Here is a 22,809-nt window from a genome sequence, read left to right as displayed (position 1 = left end):
AAGATAAATAGCCTTATTTATTATATAAAAAAATTATATTTACTAATGGATTTCAAAATATTTCAATACATAAAAAATGACAAAGTTTTGAATATTAAAATATTTATATCCTCTTTCCGGCAGCTCCTCAGGCTAACTCAGCACCTTCTCTTTACTGGCTGAGCCGCCGCTGTCACGCAACACGTCTCTCTGACTGCATTAATGCACACAGCCAGAGAAAAACGATATAAATCAATATTATCCGTTAAGCGGAGACCAGGCCGGATCAGAAGCCTGCCCTGGTGTTGGCAAAACACGATCATTAAAGCCGGTGATATCCACACTTCCCAGAAGAGAGTTAAAGCCTGAACCACCTGAGCTGGCACGAGTCTGACGGCAATAAGCAATCACACGACCATTAGGGCAGAAGGTCGGGCCTTCCACCGTAAAGCCTTCTGTCATAATCCGCTCACCAGTGCCATCAGGGTTCATCACCCCCAGAGAGAAAGATCCGTTTGCAATACGGGTAAATGCAATGAGGTCACCGCGCGGGGACCAGACTGGTGAACCGTATGTGCCATGACCGTAAGAAATTCGGTGAACATTCCCCCCCGATGAGCTCATAATATAAAGCTGGGGGCTGCCACCGCGGTCAGAGTTAAACACAACCTGTGAACCATCAGGGCTAAAGCAGGGGCTGGTATCAATAGCCCCTGATGACGTGATCTGACGACGTGCGCCGGAAGCAAGGTCAACAATAAAAATATCAGACCCGCCATTACGCGTTACTGACAGAATAACGGACCGTCCATCAGGTGCAAAGCGCGGTGCGAAAGAAATACCGGCAAAATCGCCCAGTATCTGCTGACGACCTGAGTTGAGGTCAAACAGATACACACGCGGGCGGTTATTAGCATAAGACATGAAAGCAATCTGGTCTTTAACCGGGTTAAAGCGTGGTGTCAGCGTCAGCCAGTTACCTGCGGTAAGCATGCGGGCATTTGCACCATCCTGATCCATAATTGCCAGGCGGGTTCTCTGATGCGCCCGCGAGCCAGAACGCGCAATAAATGCAATACGGGTATCAAAATACCCTTCCTCACCAAGCATCCGCTTATAAATTACGTCACCGATAATGTGAGCAATGCGGCGCCAGTTATCAGGGGATGTTGTATAGGCTGTTCCCTGAAGCTGTTTGCCGGTCAGTACATCCCACAGACGCATCTCAACACGTACAGAACCGCTGCCAGAAACACTGCCTGTCACCATAGCCCGCGCACCTGTAGCCTTTGCCGCAGCAAAGTCAGGCGTACCAGACATATCGCCACCAGGTATCACTTTAAACAGACCTGTGCCGCTCAGGTCATTCGTCAGGACGCCTGTAATCTGTGACCCGATCCCTCCCCCGAGATTAGCAATAAGAATAGGAATCGGAGCTGTACGCGCCTGATCAACGGTAATCTCTGCTGCGGGCTCTGCCGATGATGCTGCCTGGGCTGCAAGCGGTGTTATCAGCAAACCCCCTGCGGCCAGACCAGCACCAAGAACCGCACGCCGCTCAAACATAAATCCTTTCAGAGCATCGGCTTCCTGATCTGAAATAAGCGGCCTGGTATTCGTCAGCATTACTCTTATCCTCTGTTGAATCTGGTCAGGGTCTGAAAACAAATTTCAGCTGCCGTGTCTGTCCCAGTAGTTTTTTAGGAATAGGCAGTTTTGAACAGGTCGGGCTTAGCACAGCAGAGCGCGCCCTTTCAGCCAGCGCACGATATGACGCGTCAGCATTCATCCGCGCCTGTGTTTCAGGCGCAAATGTAACAATACGTGCCTCACCGTCCGCATCAACTGTCACCACCAGATGCGCCACAAAAGTCGCATAATTTCTGGCCGCGGTGTCTTCAGTATAACAACGCCGCACAGCAGAGCCTATGGCTTTTTGCTCACCAGAGCTCATGCTGCGGGTAATATCACCGTCAGGTGTGCCTCCCCCGTGCGGTGATCCTCCCTGCGTCGGATTTGCCCGTGCTTTTGGCGGGTGCGTTTGCGGCTGCTCAGCACGAAAGGCCTCAAGCGTTTCAAGCAGCGAGTGAGAATCCTGCTGTGTTTTCTTCGCCTTGTTTGGTTGCGTAATATGCGACGGTATCACCGCATCCGGCAGCTCCTCAGCAGGCTGCGTGATGGGAGACGGTGGCACAACTTTCTGCATCGGTTTTGGCGGTGCTGGCGGAGAAGGCGGCGTTTTGACAGCCTCAGGCGATGGCTCCTGCGCTTTAGGCGGCAGGGGCGTATCAGGCAGCTTCTCAGGCTGTGGCACAGAAGGCGGCGGAACAGGCTGTGGCGGAGGAGGAGGTGGAGGTGATTCCTCTTCGGGCACAGGTTTAGGGGGCTCCGGAGAAGGAGGAGCCTGTTTTTCCTCAGGAGCGGGTGCCGGAGCCGGTGAGGTATCAGGCTTATCTGCCTTAGCAGACGCTCCACCTGACTCGGCTCCCTCAAACTGCATTTCCACCACAGTCGGTGGCTCTTCAGGAGGAGGAACAGGAGGAACAGAGATGATCAGAGCCAGAAGGACCGCAACATGCACTCCCCCTGACACATAAAGTGACCGCCTGAGCAAACGCTGATCAGAACGATACGGCGCCGACATTATGCAGCTCCCTCTTCGTCAGAAAGAGCTAGTGGCCACTGCTGGCGGGTTGCTGCGCCAGCAAAGCCACGTGAGTAAAACCACCTTCTGTAATCTGACCCATAACCTGCATGACACGCCCGTAGTCAATATGCGTATCGCCACGCACGAAAATTCGATGTTCTGCATCATTGTTCGATGCAGCCTTAAGCTGCGCAACCAGCTGATCAGGTGACACTGCGGTCTCTCCCAGATACAGCGAGCCATCAGCCCTGATAGAAACTGTAATAGGCTTCGTATCAGAGTTAACCGGCTTTGCATCAGTCTTTGGCAAATCTACATTCACACCGCTGGTCATCATGGGTGACGTGACCATAAACACGATCAGCAGCACCAGCATGACATCCACCAGCGGTGTCACGTTAATCTCGGCCATCGGACGACGTCTGCGCCGCCCGCCGCCACCGCCTGATGACATACCCATGCTCAGCCCCTTTCTTCAGACTGACGAGAAAGAATGGCTGCAAACTCTGTGCCAAATCCTTCAAGACGATCCTGAAACAGGTCAAGACTGTTGCTGACAACGTTGTACGCTACATAAGCCGGCACAGCAGTAAGCAGGCCAATAGCCGTAGCAAACAAAGCTTCGGAAATACCAGGGGCGACAACACTCAGGTTTGTATTATGCAGCGCAGCGATCGCACTGAAAGAGTGCATAATACCCCATACTGTGCCAAACAGCCCGACAAACGGAGCTACCGGACCGACTGTAGCAAGAAAAATAACCCAGCGGCGCAGACGGTCCATCTCACGGGTAACGGTAATCATAATAGCGCGGTCAACCCGCTCTTTCACACCACCACGAACAAGATCTACCCCGGGGATGCGGGCAGAGCGGCGCCACTCGCCCATAGCTGCACCGAAAACAGCAGCCAGAGGGTGGGCAGGCTTTGCACCATCACTTTCGTATAAATCATCAAGACTGCCGCCAGACCAGAAACGATCTTCAAATGCAGAAGCAGCCTTATTAATGCGCCGCAGGGTCACAATTTTATCGAAAATAATTGCCCAGACAATGATGCTGCACAGCAGCAGCCCAAGCATAACCAGCTTAACAACCGGAGAGGCATTAATAAACAGCCCCCAAACGGACAAATCTCCGGCTGCGGCTGTACCGAGATTCGCCGCATCAACTGCACGATCCAAAAATGCCTCCTGCCTCTAGTACTCAGTTATACGCGCTGTTTTTTAGTCTGCGACTCGCAGTTGTTCCGGTCGCAAACCTAACCCCTCGCTTCTACTGCCTTCATAACACAAGATGAAGAGGGGCTTTACATATCTGCTGATAATTTACTCAGCAAAGCATTCCATAAAGGCGGAAATCTGGCAGGATGTCCTTTTTCTTCATGAATACACACCAGAACAACATTCAGACTGGCGACCAGCTTACCGGACTTGCTAATAATCTGCTCAAGTGTGCAGCTCGCCGCATTAAGTTCAAGCAGGCGTGTTGAAACAGTAAAAACATCATCAAGCCTGAGTGGCATACGGTAGCTGATGGTAAGGTCACGCACAACAAACGCAAGGCCGAACTGCTCAGAAAGCGCTATAACCGGTATTCCCAGGCTGCGAATGGCCTCTGTGCGTGCGCGCTCGGCAAAGGCGAGGTAGCGGGCATGATACACAATACCCCCGGCATCGGTATCTTCATAATAGACACGAAAATCTATTGTATGACCTGTCATGCCTTACTCCCGCTATCTGAAAGCAAATCCATCTGATCTGAGAAACTCCCCTCCGGACGTGCCGGCGGTGTCAGGCCCAGATGCAGCCAGCCTCGCTCACCCAGCATACGGCCACGGCTGGTCCTCATAACCAGCCCTTCCTGAATAAGATAAGGCTCAATCACATCCTCGAGAGTATCACGCGCTTCAGCAAGAGCTGCGGCAAGTGTTTCAACACCTACCGGCCCGCCATGATGATAATCAGCAATGCGGCGCAGGTAACGTCTGTCCATTGCATCCAGACCCAGTGCATCAACCTCAAGGCGGCGCAGGGCCATATCAGCGACCTCGCGACTCACAGGCTTACCATCGGAGGAGGCAACAGCCGCAAAATCACGCACACGGCGCAGCAAACGCCCTGCAATACGTGGCGTACCACGGGCACGACGGGCAATTTCCTCAACAGCCTCAGAGCTTAATGCCACACCCAGCTTACCAGCTCCGCGGGCAACAATCTGGCACAACTCCTCTGTCGTATAAAAAACCAGCCGCAGAGGAATACCAAAGCGGTCCCGCAGCGGTGTTGCCAGCAAACCAGCACGCGTTGTTGCTGCAACCAGAGTGAAAGGCGGCAAATCGATTCGTACTGAGCGGGCTGCCGGCCCCTCTCCAATAATCAGATCGAGCTGAAAATCCTCCATCGCAGGGTAGAGAATTTCTTCAATGGCAGGCTGAAGACGATGAATTTCGTCAATAAACAAAACATCACGCGCCTGAAGGTTAGTCAGAATTGCGGCGAGATCGCCCGCACGCTGAATAACCGGCCCGGATGTTGCACGAAAGCCCACCCCAAGCTCACGCGAGACAATCTGCGCAAGCGTTGTTTTACCAAGGCCTGGCGGGCCATGCAGCAAAACATGGTCTAGAGCCTCACCACGCTGACGGGCAGCCTGGATAAAAACCGATAAGTTCTCACGGCTGGTTTTCTGCCCGGTAAAGTCGGAAAGACTTTGTGGACGAAACGCTGCTTCTCCGGCATCTTCTTCCTGGCGGCCGGCATGCACTTCGCGCTCTGAAAAGCCTTCATCCTGCTTCACGATGCAAGCTCCTTCAGAGCATCACGTAATATACCATCAAGTGTCGCCTCTGCACCGCGTCCGGCAAGTAGCCGTCTGACTACTGGCACGGATTCTGAGCGGCGGAAACCAAGGCCGGTCAAAGCCAGCAATGCATCAGATTCGATTGTACCAGCACCTTCAGCAGGTGCCTGTCCTGGCACAGCGACTGCATCACCGCCGCCCGGCATTTTGCCTGCTTTATCACGCAGCTCAGTAAGAATGCGCTCTGCAAGCCTGCCACCCACACCAGCAGCCCGGGTCAGACTGGCTTTATCTGCCGTGCTCAGTGCAGTTACCAGTTCACCAGGAGAGAGAATCGACAAAATAGCAAGAGCCACTTTAGCCCCGACTCCCTGCACGCTTGTAAGCAGACGAAACCATTCGCGCTCGGCATTCTCTCTGAAACCATACAGCAGAATAGCGTCTTCACGAACGACAGTCTCAATCAGCAGCTGCACTTTGACGGGCGGATCAGGCAGAACTGCCAGGGTGCGGGCCGAAGCCGCAACCAGATAACCCACACCATTCACATCAATGACGCAGGAAGCCGTATCCTGCTGAATAATCAGGCCAGACAGAAAAGCAATCATGCCATGCGCACTCCCGCTGCAATATGATTCGCACTGGCCCGGTGGTGTGCATGGCAAATCGCAACGGCCAGAGCATCAGCCGCATCAGCGCGCACCATTTTAACCCCTGGCAACAAACGCCCGATCATCATTTCTACCTGATCTTTACTCGCAGAACCGGTGCCCACGACAGATTTTTTAACCGACAGCGCACCATACTCTGCCACATGCAGACCCGCCAGAGCAGGCACCAGCAGCGCAACACCACGGGCATAGCCAAGCTTAAGCGTAGAACTGCCATTGCGGTTTACATAAGTTTCTTCAACCGCCGCCTCAGCCGGGTTCAGCCGGTTGATCAAAAGAAGCAAATTGTCATGAAGCACTTTAAGGCGCTCAGGCACGCTGTCGGCACTGTTCGTCGCGATAACACCGTTTTCAACATGCCTGATGCGATTACCCTCAACGTCGATTACACCCCAGCCCATAAAGCGCAGGCCGGGGTCAATACCGAGCAGACGTACCACCCTCAGGCAGACAGTTTTTCGGCAAGGTCATCCGGCAGTTCAAAGTTGGCGTACACGCTCTGCACGTCATCATTGTCTTCCAGAACATCAAGCAGCTTGAACACAGAAGTAGCTTTTTCTTCGTCAAGCATCACTGAGTTTTCAGGGCGCCAGTCAAGCTTTGCGCTCTCTGGCTCACCAAATTTTGGCTCAAGCGAATCACGCACAGCAAAAAGCGACTCGACCTCGCAGGTTATTTCGTGACCTGCTTCGGAAGAAACGACGTTTTCTGCGCCAGCTTCGATCGCGGCTTCAAGCATATCATCTTCAGATGCCGCAGATGACGGATACATGATCACACCAAGCCTGCGAAACATAAATGACACTGAGTTTACTTCGCCCAGAGATCCGCCGTATTTTGAGAATGCGGCTCTGACCTCAGACGCTGTACGATTGCGGTTATCGGTCAGCCCTTCGACAATAACAGCAACACCTGACGGGCCATACCCTTCGTAACGCACTTCAACGTAATCATCGCCGCCACCGGCACCAGTTGCCTTTTTAATGGCACGATCGACGTTATCTTTAGGCATATTCACACTACGGGCGGCAGAAATAGCCGCACGCAGACGCGGGTTAGACGCAGGGTCAGGAATACCCGAACGGGCAGCCACAGTCAGCTCACGAATAACCTTAGCAAACTGCTTAGCCCTTCTGGCGTCCTGCGCACCTTTGCGGTGCATAATGTTCTTAAACTGGGAATGACCCGCCATCTTCTTTTACCTATATTCTTTCAATAGTTCTGTCTGATTCAGGCAATCCGCCCGTGACAGTGCTTATATTTAGCCCCTGACCCACAAGGGCAAAGGGCATTACGCGATGTTTCACCCCATGCTGCAGGGTCAGTCGAAACGGCCGCAGCAGGCGCTTCTTCAAAAGAAAGTGCACCAGACTCGGGTGCAGCCTCAGCATGGTGTTCAATACCAGCTACAGGTGCAGCATCACCCATAAGAACAGACTGCGCATCCAGCTCAGGCGGTGCAACCTGAACATGCGACATCAGCGAGACAATACGCTGATGCATTTCACTAAGCATCAGGGTGAACAGCTGAAATGCTTCATGCTTATATTCGTTAAGAGGATCTTTCTGACCGTAAGCACGCAGGCCTATACCCTGACGCAGCTGGTCGAGAGCATGCAAATGCTCTTTCCAGACCGCATCATAAGTCGTCATAAGCACCTGTTTTTCGACCATACGCATAAGCTGCGGGCCCATATTGGCTGCACGGGCAGCCTGCGCCTGCATAGCGGCCTGGATAATGCGCTCAGCAACCTGCTCACCATCCATACCATCCTCTTTTGCCCACTCAGCAACAGGCAGATCGAGGGCCATATCTTTTTTCAAAGCGGCAGTCAGACCATCAACATCCCACTGTTCGGCAAAAGATTTCTCAGGGATATGACGGGCAACGAGATGATCGGTGACCTCCTCAAGAGCCTCCTGCATAATAGAAGAGACGTCTTCCATTGCCATATATTCACGACGATGCGCGTAAACTTCCTTACGCTGGTCATTCATCACATCATCATATTTGAGGGTATTTTTCCGCATATCAAAATTGCGGCCCTCAACTTTTTTCTGAGCTCTTTCAAGGGCCTTACTCAACCAGGGGTGAACAATAGCCTCCCCCTCTTTCATGCCCATTTTCTGGAACATGGAGCCCATGCGATCAGAGCCAAAGATACGCATCAGGTCATCCTGAAGCGAAATAAAGAAGCGTGAATTACCCGGGTCACCCTGACGACCGGCACGACCACGCAGCTGGTTATCAATACGGCGGCTTTCGTGACGCTCGGTGCCAATCACGTAAAGCCCTCCGGCTTTACTGACAATCTCATGATCGCGCGCAACCTGAGCACGCACATCGCTCTCAATAGCTTCACGCTGAGCTTCGTCTGTCACCCCGACAAGACGCTGAGCAATAAGCATATCGGTGTTACCACCCAGCTTAATATCAGTGCCACGGCCAGCCATATTTGTTGCAATAGTAATGGCACCTGGCGCGCCGGCCTGTGCCACAATTTTTGCTTCCATCTCATGAAAGCGGGCATTAAGCACGTTGTGAGGGATCTTCTCGCGACGCAGGAGCGCTGAAAGCTCCTCACTTTTTTCAATCGACGTTGTGCCAACCAGAATAGGCTGCCCGCGTTTGTGCACTTCGCGCACAAGTTTAGTAACTGCTGCGAATTTCTCAGCTTCCGTCAGATAAATTTCGTCGTCCTCGTCCTTTCTGGCAATCGGACGATTAGTCGGAATTTCGACAACATCAAGCTTATAAATTTCTGCAAATTCATCAGCTTCTGTCATTGCTGTTCCGGTCATACCAGACAGCCTGGGATAAAGACGGAAGAAGTTCTGAAACGTAATTGAGGCCAGTGTCTGATTTTCCTGCTGCACCTCAACGTGCTCTTTAGCCTCGAGCGCCTGATGCAGGCCATCAGAATAACGGCGCCCTTCCATCATACGGCCGGTAAACTCGTCAATAATAACAACTTTACCCTGCTGCACGATGTAATCAACGTCACGCGTAAACAGCGTATGCGCCCGCAAAGACTGCTGCACATGATGCACAACAGCGACGTGGTGCATATCATACAGGCTGCCTTCATCCTGCACACCAGCCTGACGGAGCAGTTCTTCAACTTTTTCCGACCCTTTATCGGTCAGAATGACGTTGCGGAATTTTTCATCCTTATCATACGTCTCGGGGTCTTTAACCAGCTCAGCCACAACCGCATCAACTGAGCGGTACAAATCAGAGCTGTCTTCAGCAGGGCCGGAAATAATCAGCGGAGTACGGGCTTCGTCAATCAGAATGGAGTCAACCTCGTCAATAATGACGTGGTTAAACGGACGCTGAACCATTTCTTCCTGGCGATATTTCATATTATCGCGCAGATAATCAAAACCGAACTCGTTGTTCGTACCGTATGTAATGTCGGCCGCATAAGCTGCACGACGTGCGTCATCCGGCATATTAGGAACGATAACGCCGGTCGTCAGCCCAAGGAAGCTGTAAAGCTGGCTCATCTCGGCCGCATCACGCGAGGCCAGATAATCATTGACAGTTACAACATGCACGCCTTTACCCTCAAGCGCGCTGAGGTACACAGCCAGCGTTGCAACAAGTGTTTTGCCTTCACCCGTACGCATCTCAGCAATACGACCAGAATGCAGCACCATGCCGCCAATAAGCTGCACATCAAAATGACGCATACCCAGCACACGGCGGGAGGCCTCACGTGCAACAGCAAAAGCTTCAGGCAGAAGCTTATCAAGGGTTGCACCCTGAGCCAGACGCTCGCGAAATTCTGTCGTTTTAGCAGCAAGACCGGCATCACTCAGAGCCTGGATCTGCGGTTCAAAGGCATTAATTTCCGGCACGCGACGCTGGAACACCTTAAGCGTCCGGTCATTAGATGTGCCGAACAGGGCGCGTACGAAGCTTGCTAGCATAAAAACCTTTCCACAAATCACGGCCGCAGCCAGGATTTTCTTCTATCCAGAACCAGACCAGAAAAAAATGAACAAAACACACTGTTACAATATAAATCGCTCTATAAAATAGGGTCAGGGCAGCCTGTGGTCAACCAAGCACCGACTTTCTTAATGTCAGACACACCAGGCAGAGGACTTGCAGGTCTGACCAGGGTGCTCCATAGATATAGTTACAAACTACTCCACATCCTAAGGTATTGATATGCGGTTTCACACTCAGGCTTTTGCTCTTGCTGCAACAGCTCTGCTGGCTTCGACCACTCTGTCAGTCCGTAGCTATGCTGCACCGGCAACCTCTCCTGCACCTGCAGCCGCCCCTCAGGCTGGTGCAGCTCCGGCCCAGCCGCTGAACCCTGCAGCTGTCGTAGCAACAGTAAATGGTCAGAAAATTACTCTTGCTGATATGCAGAGCGCATTGAAAAATCTGCCACCTCAGGTACAGCAGCTGCCACAGAACATGGTTTTCCCCATGCTGCTGAATCAGCTGGCTGATCAGAAAGCCATCCAGATCGTTGCCAAAAAAGAAGGTCTGGAAAAGCAGCCTGACGTAGAAAAAGCAATGCAGACAGCTGCGGCTAACGCCCTGCAGAACGCATGGCTCTCTCAGCAGGTTACACCCCGCCTGACAGAAGCTAATATAGAAGCCTATTACCAGAAAAACTATGCCGGCAAGCCACCTGAGCAGGAAGTGCACGCCCGTCATATTCTGGTTAAAACTGAAGCCGAAGCTAATGATATTATCAAAAAGCTGAAAGGCGGCGCTGACTTCGCACAGCTGGCAGCCCAGCTCTCTAAAGACACCGGCAGCGCCAAGCAGAACGGTGGAGACCTCGGCTGGTTTAAAAAAGGCGATATGATTGCCCCATTCTCCAATGCTGCATTTGCTATGAAAAAAGGGGAAATCAGCTCTGTACCAGTTAAGAGCGAGTACGGATATCATGTCATTCAGGTGCTTGACACCCGCACTGATCCTATCCCGACGCTCGATAGCGTAAAAAATAAAATTCGCCAGGCTCTGGTGCAGGAATACGTGCGTGAAGCTGTAGAAGCTGCAACCAAACAGGTTAAAATTGTACGATTTGACCCTGCCACAGGCAAACCTCTTCCTGATGCACCTGCGCCAGCAGCAGCTGCACCAGCTAAACAATAAAATAAGCGCATTTTTACGTCAGCCATACCGCGGTATGGCTGACGCTGATATTTTCTGTATCTCGTAAGGACATCGCATCATGGCGCCAGCGCTTCCGGTCTCCCCTCTTGCACGGCCTCTTCCTGAGCTTGGCAGCATTCGAGGAGTGCGCCTTGGCGCAGCAGCAGCCGGAATTCGTTATCAGAACCGCACAGACCTTGTCCTTGCAGAATTCATCGCCGGTACAACCGTTGCCGGTGTCTTTACAAAATCAAAGTGCCCTGGGGCCCCTGTAGACTGGTGCCGCGATATCCTGCCTGATGGTGAGGCAAGAGTGCTTGTCGTTAATGCCGGCAATGCCAATGTCTTTACCGGGAAAGCGGGGCGCGAGACCTGTACCGTCACAGCTGATGCCGCAGCACAGCTCGCCGGCTGCTCACCGCGCAATGTTTATCTGGCTTCAACCGGAGTCATTGGCGAAATTCTGCCGCATGAGCGCATTACTGCTGCTCTGCCGGCACTTCATGCCTCTCTGAGTGAAACCGGCTGGGAAGCCGCTGCCCGCGGCATTATGACAACCGATACCTTTCCTAAAGCGGCAATCCGCACAGCAACACTTAACGGTGCGACTGTCACCCTTCAGGGGATCGCTAAAGGGAGCGGCATGATTGCTCCCGATATGGCAACAATGCTGGGTTTTATCACCACAGATGCGGCTATTCCGGCCCCTGTGCTGCAACGCCTTCTGTCAGAAGAAATTAAAACCACATTCAACTGTATCACTGTCGATTCTGACACCTCGACCTCCGATATGGTGCTGCTCTTTGCCACCGGCACAGCAGAAAATGCAGCCATAGACGAAAATACGACAACTGATGCCCCCATACTGGGCGCGTTCAAAGCCGCTTTACACTCCGTACTCAAAGAGCTGGCTCTGCTGGTTATTCGTGATGGTGAAGGCGTAACCAAGCTGATCACCATTCAGGTCTCAGGCGCAGTATCTGACGACTCTGCCTGGCGCGTCGCTATGGCCATTGGCAACTCCCCTCTGGTCAAAACAGCCATTGCCGGCGAAGATGCCAACTGGGGTCGTATTGTTATGGCCGTGGGCAAATGCGGTGAACCAGCTGACCGTGATACCCTCTCTGTTTCCATCGGTGGTGTGTGCATTGCCCACAATGGCACCGTTGTTGCCGGTTATGATGAAACCCCCGTTGTGAACCACATGAAAGGTCAGGAAATAGAGATCGAGGTCTCTCTGGGCCTTGGCAATGGCTCTGCACGGATATGGAGCTGTGATCTGACGCATGGCTATATCGACATTAACGGGTCATACCGCAGCTAAGGCAGACATCACGTCAGTGCAATACACCGCCTGCAAGGAACGATGACATGACTTCCGATCTTCCTCCTGGCTGGAATTCTCCGGCCTCAACGGGGCAGGCAGCCCCGATAATGACGCAAAACACGCAAGAGCATACTATCTGGGTCTATGCCGGTTTCTGGTGGCGTGTCTTCGCATTTACACTTGATTACGTTTTTTTAAATATTATTGGTTTTTTTGTCGGACTGGCTCTGAAACCAAGTGCCATAATACAATGGCACGAGCTCTCTCTGCCTGGCACTGAAAGTGACGAGCCAGGCGTTACAAATGTTGCCAGCTTTATGTCGGATGGTGCCACCATTCTGGTGCCCCACCTTCAGACCGCAGGCCTGCATCAGTTTTCTCTTGTCATGTTTCTTCTCATCGCCTGCTACTGTATACTCTTCGAAGCGTCTCCTTACCGTGGCACGCCTGGTATGAAATTATGTCGCATTGAAGTTGTAACAACTGCAGGAAAACAGGTTTCTGTTTTACGGGCGGCCCTTCGCTTTTTTGTGAAAACATTTCTTTCTTTCCCGCTGTTTTTTATCGGCGTTATCATGGTCGGGCTGACACCACGTAAACAAGGGCTTCATGACATAATAGCAGATACGCTGGTGATACGCCGCAGACGCGAGCAGGACGTTATTTTCACTCAGCACTCATAGAGCAGATGTCAGAGTCTGCCCTGCTTTTACCCTAACGCACTTTATCTCTGTACGCTTCACATCTTCTGCATAACGTGACAGCGTCATTTTTCTGTTTAAGATGAAAAAAGGACAGGTACGCCATGGCGGCAGTAAGCCAGACATACGTTTCCATCCATTCCAGATTGTTATCGTCACTGCGACGGGCTGCTCTCACAATGATTGTAGCAGCTCTCCTTCTGGCTGGTTTTATACCACATATTATGGGTGCAACTGCTGCCTGTGCAGCTGACGCACCACCAGCCGCGACGTTAAGCCGTCAGGATGCTGAACAGCTTTTGTCTGTCCTTAATGACCCCCGCAAACGTGAAGATTTTACACACACCCTGTCTTTAATGGCCAAAGGGTTGCCGCCAGCTGCGGCCCCTGCTTCTGCCGGTGGCGTAATAACCCCGGTCATAAACAGCCACAATATTAACTCAGAACTAAGCTCTGTCTCTCAAACATTAAAACAGTACACATATAATTTTGTCGGACTGTTCGAAGACCTTGGCTTTGTTGGCTCGTGGTTTCACTCTGAGATCAGTCACTCTGATACCAGAAAAACCTTAATTGATGCTTTTAGCCGCGCTGGTTTTATCGCTATTGCAGCAATTGTTCTTGAGCATTTTATCAGCATCTTCTTAAGAAAACGTCTTATTTCTTTCACTAAGATGGCTGAAAAGCAACAGAATCAAAAACGGGAAAAAGCTGCCGCTGAATATGCCGCTGAAGCAACCGGGACAGACGGTGCAGACACCCGGGCGAAGGATCAGAAACACCGCGACCAGGTCCTTAGCTACCTCTCCCGCACACCTTACACCCTTATGCACCTGCTGCTTAAAATGGTGCCCGTTCTTGCTGCTCTGCTGACCGGCTACCTGGGCGGTATTTTTCTGACGGTTTCCTCTCAGGGGCGTACGGTAACGTTTACTCTGGTCACGGCATACATCCTTGCCCGTGTATTATATCTGCTTCTTGAAACTGCTCTCGCTCCGCGTTCGCCTGCCATCCGCCTTATCCCTGTCAGCAGCACGACAGCTCACATGCTAACCCGCTGGTGGATGGCTCTGGTTGCTGTACCGGCTCTGATTATCTGCCTTTCCACACTGGGAAGTGAGTTCGATCTGCCTGCACGTGGCGAGCAGGCGATGCTGCGTGGCGTTATTCTGGTTATGCATCTGATTATTGCCGCGTTTATCTGGCGCGTGCGTAATATTGTTGCAGCCACTCTCCAGCCATCAGCAGAAAAAAAGAAACGAGCCTTCTGGTCTTTTATTGGTACGCTGGCAAATTTCTGGTGGATTCCGGTCCTCTTCCTCGATATCGCCCTGTGGTTCATCTGGGCAGCTCACCTGAAGGGCGGATATCAGTGGATTCTCCATGGTCTGCTGATGACACTTCTGTGCCTCGCACTTTCAAGGCTTGCTGCCGTATTAATTTACGGTGGTCAGGACCGCCTCTTCCACATTTCTGCCGAAATGGAAGCCTCTCATCCGGGCCTCCAGAAACGTGCTGATTACTATTATCCGTTTGTACGGCGTATTCTGACCTTCTTTATTGTCTTTGCGACCTGCGTCTTTCTTGCTCAAAGCTGGGGCATCCCAGGCGTTTACTTCTTTACCCAGAGCACCGTAGGTTCACGCCTGCTCAGCGCTATCCTGATGCTGACTATTGGCCTCACTGTCGCTTCTCTGGCATGGGAGCTCATTAATGGTCTGCTCAACAAGCAGATCGACCGTTACACCGCACAGCAGCAGTCTTCCCGCGCGACCCGCCTGCGCACAGTCCTGCCTATTATTCGAACTGTCCTGCTGGTCATTATCGTGATTATCGTGGCTGTTACGACACTCTCTCAGATCGGTATTAATGTTACACCGCTGCTTACCGGTGCCGGTATTCTGGGCGTTGGTCTGTCATTTGGTTCTCAAAGTCTGTGGAAAGACGTTATCACCGGCTTTTTCATGCTCGCCGAAAACGCCATTCAGGTTGGCGACTGGGTAACTGCCAGTGGTGTATCAGGTACGGTTGAACATCTCTCAATCCGCACATTGCGTGTGAGATCATTTGATGGTGACCTGCATATTATTCCGTTCTCATCTGTGACATCCATTGCAAATACCGGTAAGGGCTTTAACCAGATCATTGTCCGCCAGACACTGACACTGGCCGAAGATTCAACACGGGTTGCCGCAATTATGGCTGGTGTCATTAAAGAAATGCGTACAGAAGATGCTTTCAAAAGCATTATCTTCTCTGACTATAATGACCTTGGCGTTGACTGCTCTGACAGCAATGGTGCTGTTTTACTTGGTACGATCCGCACAGCTCCCATGATGAAATGGAAAGTGCAGCGTGAATTTTACCGGCGTCTGGCAAAACTCATGGCTGACGAGGACGTGCAGTTCTATACGCCCACCTCTTACTACACCACGCCGCCTGACACAGCGATGCACCTGGCTGTTGATGCTTTCCCTGATGCCTTTAACCCCCGGGCGGGCACTCTTCCAGCCACTAACACCGACACACCAGTGCACACGCCAGATGAAACCGGCCACCAGAAACCTGAAGGAAAAAACTAAGCATGTCGGCGCCTTCTGAATTTTCAGAAAAAAACTGCCTGGACTCGCTTGAAGGCGCATTACAAAAAGACGGCTTTGCTTACGAGCAGGCCGTCACCATGCGCCCTTTGCTGGAAGAATATGGCCTGAAGAACTGGGAAAGCTTTGCCACAAGCTGGAACAACCTTGGCGTTGATCGCTATATGGCCGACAACGGTCGCTACAGACGCCGGCGCTATGCAACCTACTCTGTGTCAGAGAATGCGATTATACGCAAAGCACACCAGCCACATTACCAGAGCAGAGACTATAATACGCTTAATGGTGGTATTGAGCGTCTGTTTAAACCCATCACACAGGCAGCCGGGTCGCACCCGGCGTTACTGGCTGTTCTGGCAGTGCTTCGTCGTATTGCAACTAATCTGACACCCGAAAACCTGCACCCGAAAACCTGGCATGCTGAAGTACATCAGTTCCGGATAGAAGCGAATGCCTCCTTCGCAGGACAGCCAACACCTGAAGGGCTGCATCAGGATGGGGTAGACTGGGTGTGTGTGCTTATGGTGCACCGTGAAAATATCACCAGCGGTACCACGACCATCTATGATCTGAACCGAAACCCGGCAGGCAGCTTCACCCTCACGAATGCCATGGACGCAGCTTTCGTCAATGACAGCAGAGTTTATCATGGTGTGACCGCCATAACCCCGCTTGATACGACCCGCCCGGCTTACAGAGACGTACTGGTCGTCACATTACGGCACGAATAAAATTAATACCCTGCATAATGAATAGCGTGCAGGCTCACAAAAATCAGTCCCATGACAAAGAGAACAGCAACGCCTGCCTGCGTAATATCTTTAAGCTGAGGAGTTTGCTCATCTCCATGGTTTGAAGATACTGTGACAGAATCTGTGGAAGCCGGAGAGGGCAGAGGGCGCATTGCAGCCTTTGTCTGCCCGGCAACCTCGCACGCTACCTGCTTTTCGTGAACATTTGTATCAGATGACTGTTCAGACACAATCGTATCAGATTGTATTTTTGTAATAACAGCACCCTCCCTTTATTAAAATAAAACCAATAGAATCAAAGTTCCCTGTTATTTTCAGATCAGGCGACACACACACAACCCTGACGCATTGTGCGATATTCCTCTCATCATACCCAGAAGAATATTGTACCGGAGAATTTTTATGAAACCCTTACCCTGCCTGCTCTGCGCAAGTCTTGCCGCAGTATTACCTCTCACCAAATATACAACTCCGTCTGCCATAGCAGAAACACCTGCCAGCCAGAGCATGACTCATCATTACGCCACACACTTTTTTGAGGGCCACTGGTCAGCTATGTCACTGCCTTCAGTCACAGTGAAGGCGACAGACCCGACAAACCCCAAAACCAGCCTGACAGTTATTTTACCTGACACACTCACAAAAATAACCGGACAAGACCAGTTTCATCTTACCCGTCAGTCAGGCTCGGCGTGGTCTGCCAGACAAAACGGCCTGAGCGTGACATTTTCCCTGATATCAGACAACAGCGCCATGCTGCGTATTGATGGCAGCGGTGAGAAACAACATCTGAATATGTTCCTCTACCGCGATGAGTAAAGATTAAACACTCTGCTCCGAAGCTGAAGCCGGAGTCCATGTCTTTAAAAACTCCTCCAGGGCAGCATCGGACTTACCGATTGTCACATTCAGAGTAACGTAAAGATTGCCTGCCGGACGCGCCCCATGCTCCTGAACACCACGCCCGCGCAAACGCAGTCTGGTACCGGTGTCAGAACCGGCAGGCACATTCATCTTAACAGACCCTGTTGGCGTGGGAACCATGATGCTCCCCCCCAGCACGGCTGTTTTAAGATCAACTGGCAAAATCTGATACACATCACTCCCTTTACGGGCATAGGTAGCATCAGGGTTCACAATTACAGTAATCAGAGCATCACCTTTAGGTCCGCCCTGTACTCCATCTTCACCTTTGCCACGCAAGCGCAGATGCTGACCACTTTCAATCCCAGGTGGAATTTTTACATCGAGCACGGATCCGTCAGGCAACGTGATGCGTGAAGTGGCCCCGTTAACAGACTCAAGAAAGCTGACGTTGAGAGTATAAGACCGGTCAGCACCCTTTTGAGGGCCTCTGCGGCGAGCACGCGGGCCACCAGAGAACATGCCAAAAATATCATGCAGGTCATCCCCTGAAAAATGCCCCTCCTGACCTGCTCCTGAATAACCAAAACCACCGCGGCCACCCTGAAAGCCACCACCATAGCCATGAGGAGCTCTTTCCTGCCCGTCAGCATCAAGCTCACCACGGTCAAAACGAGCGCGCTTTTCAGGGTCAGACAAAAGGTCATTAGCCTGATTCACAGCTTTAAACTGCTCTTCAGCGACTTTATCATCCGGGTTCAAATCAGGATGATATTTTTTTGCCTTCTGCCGGTAAGCTTTGCGAATGTCATCCTGGGAGGCTCCTCTTGCAAGTCCCAGAACCTCATAAGGATCACGCGCACTCATTGACCTTTTCCCTGCGTTGTTACTGATGTCGGATCCTGTATAAAACTACCTGTGTCCAGAAGACTAATCAGCAGGGCAATCGCAACATCCCGGTTGTACCCTGCCAGTTCTGCCTCCCTGACAAGAGCATCAATCCTGGGTTTCAAAAACGCCTCAGCCGATAGCGCAGTCATATACGGCTAATCCTCTCTCTTTATTTAAAATAATACTAAGAGTAATAATGGGAATGGTAACGCCTACGGTCAATGGAGAAAGCAGGATCTCTGTAACCTGAACACTGATAACTTACCTTTTTATCTCCCGTACACCTGCAAGATTCAAAGAACCGATAGCATCCGGCCTCTATAGAGACTATAAGGCTTCGGAGAAGATACTAAACAAGCCCGTGCCAGATCCCTTCTGCTGCCTGTGCTGTTTTTTAAGTGGAGAACCGGAGATGACTGACAGACCGCGCTTTTTTGATGACCTGACCGGTATAGCCGGCGGCGCTTTTTCAGCCTTTACCGGCGCACGTGAAGAGCTGAATGCCATCATACGTAACCGCGTTAGTGAAATACTGGCCAGCCTGCATGTTGTCAGACGTGAAGAGTTTGACATTGTGCGTGAGATGGCAACACAAACCCGCATCAGTCTTGATGCTGCTGAACGTCGTATTGCTGACCTTGAAACACACATTGAAAACCTGAAGCGCAGCTAAGCAATAACGCAACGGTCATACCTGAAGCACCCTGATTTTGTTCTTTTAGTATGCCCAGTGACCAGGAGTGAGTCATGCCAGCACTGAACACAGCACCTGCCACAGGCACGCTTAACCCACTTGATCTGATTGAACAGATTGCTGCAGGGCTGGACTGGAATTTTGACCGCTGCACAGACACAGAGCTGGCAGCTGAAGCGCCGGGAAAATGGTGCACCTATGGACTTTTTTTCTCATGGTCGACTGAGCTGAGCGCGATCCATTTTACGTGCGCTTTTGATCTGAAAGTCTCTGTACCAAAGCGCAAGAGCATGTATGAACTCATTGCGCTGGCAAATGAGCATATCTGGATCGGGCATTTCAGTCTGGATCAGGAAGACGGCATTTTACTGTTTCGTCATGCACTGCTCCTCCGCGGCATTGAGCTGAATATAGACATTTTTGAAGACCTGATCGACATCGCTCTGACGGAATGTGAACGTCTTTACCCTGCTTTTCAGTTTTTCTTGTGGGGTGGACAGAACCCTGCTGAAGCTGTCAAGGCTGCGATGCTAAACTGTGCCGGAGAAGCCTGAAATGCACGACACACGCTTACTTCCTTCTGTTTTGCTGGCAGGGTGCGGCAAAATGGGCACCGCCATGCTGGAAGGCTGGTTGAGTCAGGGCTTAAGACCCTCTGTTATTCTCGATCGCCACGATCAGACGCTGCCTCACCCACACAGGCACATACGTCAGACAGAAGAGCTTCCTGCTGACTTTATACCCGATGTGATTGTCATGGCTGTCAAACCGCAGACGTCTGACAGCTTGCTACATCAGCTGACCCGGCGCTTTGCCGGTGTACCGGTCCTCTCTCTCATGGCTGGCCGCACTCTCGAAAGCCTGAGTCAGCACAGCTTTGCCCATACAGGGCACCCTCCGGCCATTATTCGCGCTATGCCCAATACACCCTGTGCACTGGGTGTTGGCATGACCGGACTTTATGCCGGCCCTCACGTGACTGAGCAGCAGAAACATGACTGCGAAAAACTTGCCGGGGCGGTTGGTAAAACAATATGGGTTGAGCAGGAAAGCCAGATGGATATTGTCACGGCTGTTTCCGGCAGTGGCCCGGCTTATGTTTTCCTTTTAGCCGAACTGCTGGAAAAAGCGGGTACTGACCAGGGGCTGCCGCCACATACAGCCCGGGAGCTGGCACGCCAGACCATTTACGGAGCCGGATGCCTGCTAAGCCACTCCACACTTGATGCGGCTGAACTCCGCACCCGTGTCACAAGCCCAGGCGGCACTACGGCAGCTGCTCTTAACGTATTCATGGCACCGGATGCCTGGCCTGACACTGTGACCAAAGCCATTCAGGCTGCTGTATCGCGCTCAGAAGAGCTGGCATCCTGAAGATTTTTTCTTTTTCATTTTTGATCTGACAGGTCTTTCTGATGGATACCGACGATTTTGACACGACCCTCCTGAACGCCGCTATGGCACTGGCTGCTGAGAAAGGCTGGGCTTCTGTCTCATTGCTCGATGCAGCCCGTAAGGCTGAGCTTTCATTTTCTGAAACACGCACACGCTTTCCACTACGCAGCTCACTGCTGCTGCGCCTTGGCCGGCTGGCTGATGATTCTGCACTGGCTGATAACAACGACACCAGCCCAGCCAGAGAGCGACTGTTTGATCTGCTCATGCGCCGTTTCGATGTCTTTCAGATCTATCGGGATGGTGTGCGGGCCGTTTTACATGCCCTGCCGACTGACCCGGCACTGACACTCCTCCTGAGTGGCGCAACGTTTGAAAGCATGCGCTGGATGACTGATGCCGCCGGCATTCCTGTCACCGGTATCAAAGGGTTTGTGAACACGAACATTGTTATCGGGATATGGACGCACACGCTGCGCGTATGGGAAAAAGACGACAGTGAGGATATGAGCCGTACCATGGCAGCTCTTGATCAGGCACTTGATAAAGCCGCTCGTTTTAAGCTGTTTGCAGGTGATGCCGCACCGGATGATGACCTCTCACATGGCTCTGACTTTATGACATCAGGTCTGCCTGAACCAGAAAATATCTCTTTTAATGAAAAACCTGACTACTGACATCTTTACGAAACGCCCTGGTTTGTCTTAAAAGGGCACACCACGGCACCAATGGGGCGTAGCCAAGCGGTAAGGCAGCGGATTTTGATTCCGCCATGCGGAGGTTCGAATCCTCCCGCCCCAGCCATCTTTCCAGTATCACGACGATGATATTTGACCTTTTGTATGAGAGAGCTTTTATTCTCCCATGCACTGCGCTGACCTGCGCGTAAAAAAATCACATCTTATATGTTTTCACGATGCAGCGCGTTGCCGTTACGCCTGTACTGCTATGAATGTTGCCTTTATGACCTCCCACCCTGCGGCTAAAGCCCCTCTCCTGTCATTCAAGGGACTGAAAGCAGCCCTTATGGCCCGCACCCTCTCTGCTTTTTCCTCTCAGGTGCAGGCTGTCGCCGTCGGATGGCAGATTTACGCTCTTACACACGAGGCCTCTGCCCTTGGTTTTGTAGGGCTGGCGCAGTTTTTGCCCATGGTCACTTTTATCTTTCCGGCAGGCCATGCAGCTGACCAGTACAACCGGCGTCGCATTGTCATCATCTGCCAGATAACAGAGGCTATGGCCGCTTTATTCATGGCTCTGGCCTCATTTCAAAACGTTGTCACCCCTGTCATGATATACGGGCTGGTGGCACTTTTTGGCATGTGCCGCGCCTTTGAAATGCCAGCTCAGCAAACTTTTATACCCGCTATCGTGCCGGTATCGGCCTTTCCTCGCGCAACAGCACTCTCATCCTCCCTGTTTCAGGTTGCCTGTATTGCCGGCCCCTCGATCGGAGGCTTGCTTTACGGCCTGGGGCCAACGCCATGCTATGCGCTATGTGCCATCGGCTTTGGCATAGCGGCTCTCTCTACTTTACTCATGAAGCTCAGCTTCCCTTCACGCCCGCGGCAGCCCGTTAGCCTGGCCGCTGTTTTTGGCGGTATTATCTTCCTCAGGCAAAACCCGACCATGCTGGGCGCACTGTCACTCGATCTGTTTGCTGTCCTGTTGGGAGGGGCCACAGCTATGTTGCCTCTGTATGCAACTGACATTTTGCATGCCGGCCCATGGGGACTGGGACTGCTCAGAGCTGCTCCGGCCATAGGGGCCTTACTGGTTGCTGCTGTACTGGCCCGCCGGCCCATGGGACACAACTCAGGATTATGGATGTTTTTCTCTGTTGCTGTTTTCGGTGTCGCTACGATTCTCTTCGGATTCTCGAAGTCCATCCCCCTCTCTGTGCTTGCACTCGCAGTTCTGGGAGGTGCTGACGTCATCAGCGTCATGGTACGCAGCTCACTGGTACAACTTGGCACACCTGACGAAATGCGCGGGCGGGTATCAGCCGTAAACATGCTGTTTATCGGCTCATCAAATCAGCTGGGGGAATTTGAAAGCGGTATGCTGGCAAGTGCGGTCGGCGCTGTACCTGCTGTCGTCATTGGCGGCATTGGTACACTCGCCATCACAGCAATATGGATGGCACTCTTCCCTGGCCTGAGAAAACTCGACAGGCTGGATGACATCACCCCTCAGGAACTCAGAAAGGCGACGTAATTCTAAACAATTAAGAAAAATAACGGAGTATATTTCGAAAAGAACACACGAAATATACTCCGCTTTCAGAGAGTTTTACCTGCAGGTTACACCCGGATCAGGAGAAAAACCGAATACAGTGCCAACAGTTTTTCTGCTCTGCG

At 51.8% G+C, this 22,809-nt stretch carries 24 protein-coding genes and 1 tRNA gene; 12 read left to right on the top strand and 13 right to left on the bottom strand.

The window, feature by feature from the left end; translation table 11 throughout:
• Nucleotides 1–237: 237 nt before the first annotated feature.
• The 10 genes from tolB to secA all read right to left on the bottom strand — a co-directional run bounded on the left by tolB (nucleotide 238) and on the right by secA (nucleotide 10,033).
• Entirely contained in the window at nucleotides 238–1,605 is a 1,368-nt protein-coding gene (gene tolB, locus HK25_RS09905) for a Tol-Pal system beta propeller repeat protein TolB (protein WP_086553815.1), read from the bottom strand.
• A 25-nt stretch (nucleotides 1,606–1,630) separates the two neighbouring features.
• Nucleotides 1,631–2,623, bottom strand: coding sequence for an energy transducer TonB (locus HK25_RS09900; RefSeq protein WP_086636086.1), 993 nt, complete (start codon nucleotides 2,621–2,623; stop codon nucleotides 1,631–1,633).
• A gap of 28 nt (nucleotides 2,624–2,651) precedes the next feature.
• Nucleotides 2,652–3,086, bottom strand: coding sequence for a protein TolR (gene tolR / locus HK25_RS09895; RefSeq protein ID WP_086553813.1), 435 nt, complete (start codon nucleotides 3,084–3,086; stop codon nucleotides 2,652–2,654).
• A 2-nt stretch (nucleotides 3,087–3,088) separates the two neighbouring features.
• Nucleotides 3,089–3,808: a protein TolQ gene (gene tolQ, locus HK25_RS09890; protein ID WP_086553812.1), complete on the bottom strand. Its 720-nt coding sequence runs from the start codon at nucleotides 3,806–3,808 to the stop codon at nucleotides 3,089–3,091.
• Between the two features lie 125 nt (nucleotides 3,809–3,933).
• Nucleotides 3,934–4,347 (bottom strand): tol-pal system-associated acyl-CoA thioesterase, encoded by a 414-nt coding sequence (ybgC, locus tag HK25_RS09885; RefSeq protein ID WP_086553811.1) that lies wholly within the window; start codon nucleotides 4,345–4,347, stop codon nucleotides 3,934–3,936.
• Nucleotides 4,344–5,423 (bottom strand): Holliday junction branch migration DNA helicase RuvB, encoded by a 1,080-nt coding sequence (ruvB, locus tag HK25_RS09880; RefSeq protein WP_086553810.1) that lies wholly within the window; start codon nucleotides 5,421–5,423, stop codon nucleotides 4,344–4,346. The genes ybgC and ruvB overlap by 4 nt, the downstream gene beginning before the upstream one ends.
• Entirely contained in the window at nucleotides 5,420–6,034 is a 615-nt protein-coding gene (ruvA, locus tag HK25_RS09875; protein WP_086553809.1) for a Holliday junction branch migration protein RuvA, read from the bottom strand. Before ruvA ends, ruvB begins: the two co-directional genes overlap by 4 nt.
• A complete protein-coding gene (gene ruvC / locus HK25_RS09870) occupies nucleotides 6,031–6,537 on the bottom strand; it encodes a crossover junction endodeoxyribonuclease RuvC (RefSeq protein ID WP_086553808.1) in 507 nt (168 codons plus the stop codon). Before ruvC ends, ruvA begins: the two co-directional genes overlap by 4 nt.
• Before the next feature lie 2 nt (nucleotides 6,538–6,539).
• Complete coding sequence (locus tag HK25_RS09865; protein WP_086553807.1) at nucleotides 6,540–7,289, bottom strand: YebC/PmpR family DNA-binding transcriptional regulator; 750 nt, start codon at nucleotides 7,287–7,289, stop codon at nucleotides 6,540–6,542.
• A 38-nt stretch (nucleotides 7,290–7,327) separates the two neighbouring features.
• On the bottom strand, nucleotides 7,328–10,033 hold the full coding sequence (gene secA, locus HK25_RS09860; protein WP_086636085.1) for a preprotein translocase subunit SecA: 2,706 nt from the start codon (nucleotides 10,031–10,033) through the stop codon (nucleotides 7,328–7,330).
• Nucleotides 10,034–10,277: 244 nt separating this feature from the next.
• Here secA and HK25_RS09855 point away from each other — a divergent pair, with 244 nt between their 5' ends.
• From HK25_RS09855 to HK25_RS09835, 5 genes are all read left to right on the top strand, one after another.
• A complete protein-coding gene (locus HK25_RS09855; RefSeq protein WP_086553805.1) occupies nucleotides 10,278–11,225 on the top strand; it encodes a peptidylprolyl isomerase in 948 nt (315 codons plus the stop codon).
• 79 nt (nucleotides 11,226–11,304) lie between these two features.
• A complete protein-coding gene (gene argJ / locus HK25_RS09850) occupies nucleotides 11,305–12,549 on the top strand; it encodes a bifunctional glutamate N-acetyltransferase/amino-acid acetyltransferase ArgJ (RefSeq protein ID WP_086636084.1) in 1,245 nt (414 codons plus the stop codon).
• 47 nt (nucleotides 12,550–12,596) lie between these two features.
• A complete protein-coding gene (locus HK25_RS09845) occupies nucleotides 12,597–13,235 on the top strand; it encodes an RDD family protein (protein ID WP_086553803.1) in 639 nt (212 codons plus the stop codon).
• 197 nt (nucleotides 13,236–13,432) lie between these two features.
• The gene (locus HK25_RS09840) at nucleotides 13,433–15,835 is read left to right on the top strand and encodes a mechanosensitive ion channel family protein (protein ID WP_369824743.1); all 2,403 of its coding nucleotides are present in this window, start codon (nucleotides 13,433–13,435) and stop codon (nucleotides 15,833–15,835) included.
• 2 nt (nucleotides 15,836–15,837) lie between these two features.
• Nucleotides 15,838–16,584: a 2OG-Fe dioxygenase family protein gene (locus HK25_RS09835; RefSeq protein WP_086636082.1), complete on the top strand. Its 747-nt coding sequence runs from the start codon at nucleotides 15,838–15,840 to the stop codon at nucleotides 16,582–16,584.
• A gap of 2 nt (nucleotides 16,585–16,586) precedes the next feature.
• Here the strand turns inward: HK25_RS09835 and HK25_RS09830 are convergent, their stop codons facing one another.
• Nucleotides 16,587–16,835: a hypothetical protein gene (locus HK25_RS09830; RefSeq protein WP_086636081.1), complete on the bottom strand. Its 249-nt coding sequence runs from the start codon at nucleotides 16,833–16,835 to the stop codon at nucleotides 16,587–16,589.
• Between the two features lie 172 nt (nucleotides 16,836–17,007).
• Here HK25_RS09830 and HK25_RS09825 point away from each other — a divergent pair, with 172 nt between their 5' ends.
• The gene (locus tag HK25_RS09825) at nucleotides 17,008–17,424 is read left to right on the top strand and encodes a hypothetical protein (protein ID WP_086553800.1); all 417 of its coding nucleotides are present in this window, start codon (nucleotides 17,008–17,010) and stop codon (nucleotides 17,422–17,424) included.
• 3 nt (nucleotides 17,425–17,427) lie between these two features.
• Here HK25_RS09825 and HK25_RS09820 read toward each other — a convergent pair whose 3' ends face one another.
• Together HK25_RS09820 and HK25_RS13260 are read right to left on the bottom strand one after the other, a co-directional pair.
• Complete coding sequence (locus HK25_RS09820) at nucleotides 17,428–18,336, bottom strand: DnaJ C-terminal domain-containing protein (RefSeq protein ID WP_086636080.1); 909 nt, start codon at nucleotides 18,334–18,336, stop codon at nucleotides 17,428–17,430.
• A complete protein-coding gene (locus tag HK25_RS13260) occupies nucleotides 18,333–18,509 on the bottom strand; it encodes a hypothetical protein (protein ID WP_173559204.1) in 177 nt (58 codons plus the stop codon). Before HK25_RS13260 ends, HK25_RS09820 begins: the two co-directional genes overlap by 4 nt.
• A gap of 263 nt (nucleotides 18,510–18,772) precedes the next feature.
• Between HK25_RS13260 and HK25_RS09815 the strand changes: the two genes are divergently transcribed.
• The 6 genes from HK25_RS09815 (at nucleotide 18,773) to HK25_RS09790 (ending at nucleotide 22,666) form a co-directional block, all read left to right on the top strand.
• Entirely contained in the window at nucleotides 18,773–19,033 is a 261-nt protein-coding gene (locus HK25_RS09815; protein WP_086553798.1) for an accessory factor UbiK family protein, read from the top strand.
• Between the two features lie 74 nt (nucleotides 19,034–19,107).
• Nucleotides 19,108–19,608, top strand: a complete 501-nt coding sequence (locus HK25_RS09810; protein ID WP_086553797.1) for a YbjN domain-containing protein — start codon at nucleotides 19,108–19,110, stop codon at nucleotides 19,606–19,608.
• 1 nt (nucleotide 19,609) lies between these two features.
• Entirely contained in the window at nucleotides 19,610–20,428 is an 819-nt protein-coding gene (gene proC / locus HK25_RS09805; RefSeq protein WP_086553796.1) for a pyrroline-5-carboxylate reductase, read from the top strand.
• A 41-nt stretch (nucleotides 20,429–20,469) separates the two neighbouring features.
• Nucleotides 20,470–21,126: a TetR family transcriptional regulator gene (locus HK25_RS09800; RefSeq protein WP_086636079.1), complete on the top strand. Its 657-nt coding sequence runs from the start codon at nucleotides 20,470–20,472 to the stop codon at nucleotides 21,124–21,126.
• A gap of 52 nt (nucleotides 21,127–21,178) precedes the next feature.
• Nucleotides 21,179–21,253: transfer RNA gene (locus tag HK25_RS09795), tRNA-Gln, on the top strand.
• Nucleotides 21,254–21,412: 159 nt separating this feature from the next.
• On the top strand, nucleotides 21,413–22,666 hold the full coding sequence (locus HK25_RS09790; RefSeq protein WP_212342033.1) for an MFS transporter: 1,254 nt from the start codon (nucleotides 21,413–21,415) through the stop codon (nucleotides 22,664–22,666).
• Nucleotides 22,667–22,809: the final 143 nt, after the last annotated feature.

The sequence above is a fragment of the Acetobacter sp. DsW_059 genome (assembly GCF_002153695.1).
Classification (GTDB): Bacteria; Pseudomonadota; Alphaproteobacteria; order Acetobacterales; family Acetobacteraceae; genus Acetobacter; species Acetobacter thailandicus.
The sequence above is the reverse complement of the archived record's forward strand: the minus strand, read 5'-3'. Positions and strand labels throughout refer to the sequence as shown.

Coding starts and splice junctions, on each gene's coding strand:
- HK25_RS09855 (WP_086553805.1), top strand. CDS start 10,278: ATGCGGTTTCACACTCAGGCTTTTGCTCTTGCTGCAACAGCTCTGCTG.
- HK25_RS09820 (WP_086636080.1), bottom strand. CDS start 18,336: ATGAGTGCGCGTGATCCTTATGAGGTTCTGGGACTTGCAAGAGGAGCC.
- ybgC (WP_086553811.1), bottom strand. CDS start 4,347: ATGACAGGTCATACAATAGATTTTCGTGTCTATTATGAAGATACCGAT.
- tolR (WP_086553813.1), bottom strand. CDS start 3,086: ATGGGTATGTCATCAGGCGGTGGCGGCGGGCGGCGCAGACGTCGTCCG.
- HK25_RS13260 (WP_173559204.1), bottom strand. CDS start 18,509: ATGACTGCGCTATCGGCTGAGGCGTTTTTGAAACCCAGGATTGATGCT.
- tolB (WP_086553815.1), bottom strand. CDS start 1,605: ATGCTGACGAATACCAGGCCGCTTATTTCAGATCAGGAAGCCGATGCT.
- proC (WP_086553796.1), top strand. CDS start 19,610: ATGCACGACACACGCTTACTTCCTTCTGTTTTGCTGGCAGGGTGCGGC.
- HK25_RS09825 (WP_086553800.1), top strand. CDS start 17,008: ATGAAACCCTTACCCTGCCTGCTCTGCGCAAGTCTTGCCGCAGTATTA.
- HK25_RS09900 (WP_086636086.1), bottom strand. CDS start 2,623: ATGTCGGCGCCGTATCGTTCTGATCAGCGTTTGCTCAGGCGGTCACTT.
- HK25_RS09845 (WP_086553803.1), top strand. CDS start 12,597: ATGACTTCCGATCTTCCTCCTGGCTGGAATTCTCCGGCCTCAACGGGG.
- HK25_RS09800 (WP_086636079.1), top strand. CDS start 20,470: ATGGATACCGACGATTTTGACACGACCCTCCTGAACGCCGCTATGGCA.
- HK25_RS09815 (WP_086553798.1), top strand. CDS start 18,773: ATGACTGACAGACCGCGCTTTTTTGATGACCTGACCGGTATAGCCGGC.
- ruvA (WP_086553809.1), bottom strand. CDS start 6,034: ATGATTGCTTTTCTGTCTGGCCTGATTATTCAGCAGGATACGGCTTCC.
- HK25_RS09835 (WP_086636082.1), top strand. CDS start 15,838: ATGTCGGCGCCTTCTGAATTTTCAGAAAAAAACTGCCTGGACTCGCTT.
- HK25_RS09865 (WP_086553807.1), bottom strand. CDS start 7,289: ATGGCGGGTCATTCCCAGTTTAAGAACATTATGCACCGCAAAGGTGCG.
- HK25_RS09840 (WP_369824743.1), top strand. CDS start 13,433: ATGATTGTAGCAGCTCTCCTTCTGGCTGGTTTTATACCACATATTATG.
- argJ (WP_086636084.1), top strand. CDS start 11,305: ATGGCGCCAGCGCTTCCGGTCTCCCCTCTTGCACGGCCTCTTCCTGAG.
- HK25_RS09790 (WP_212342033.1), top strand. CDS start 21,413: ATGACCTCCCACCCTGCGGCTAAAGCCCCTCTCCTGTCATTCAAGGGA.
- HK25_RS09810 (WP_086553797.1), top strand. CDS start 19,108: ATGCCAGCACTGAACACAGCACCTGCCACAGGCACGCTTAACCCACTT.
- secA (WP_086636085.1), bottom strand. CDS start 10,033: ATGCTAGCAAGCTTCGTACGCGCCCTGTTCGGCACATCTAATGACCGG.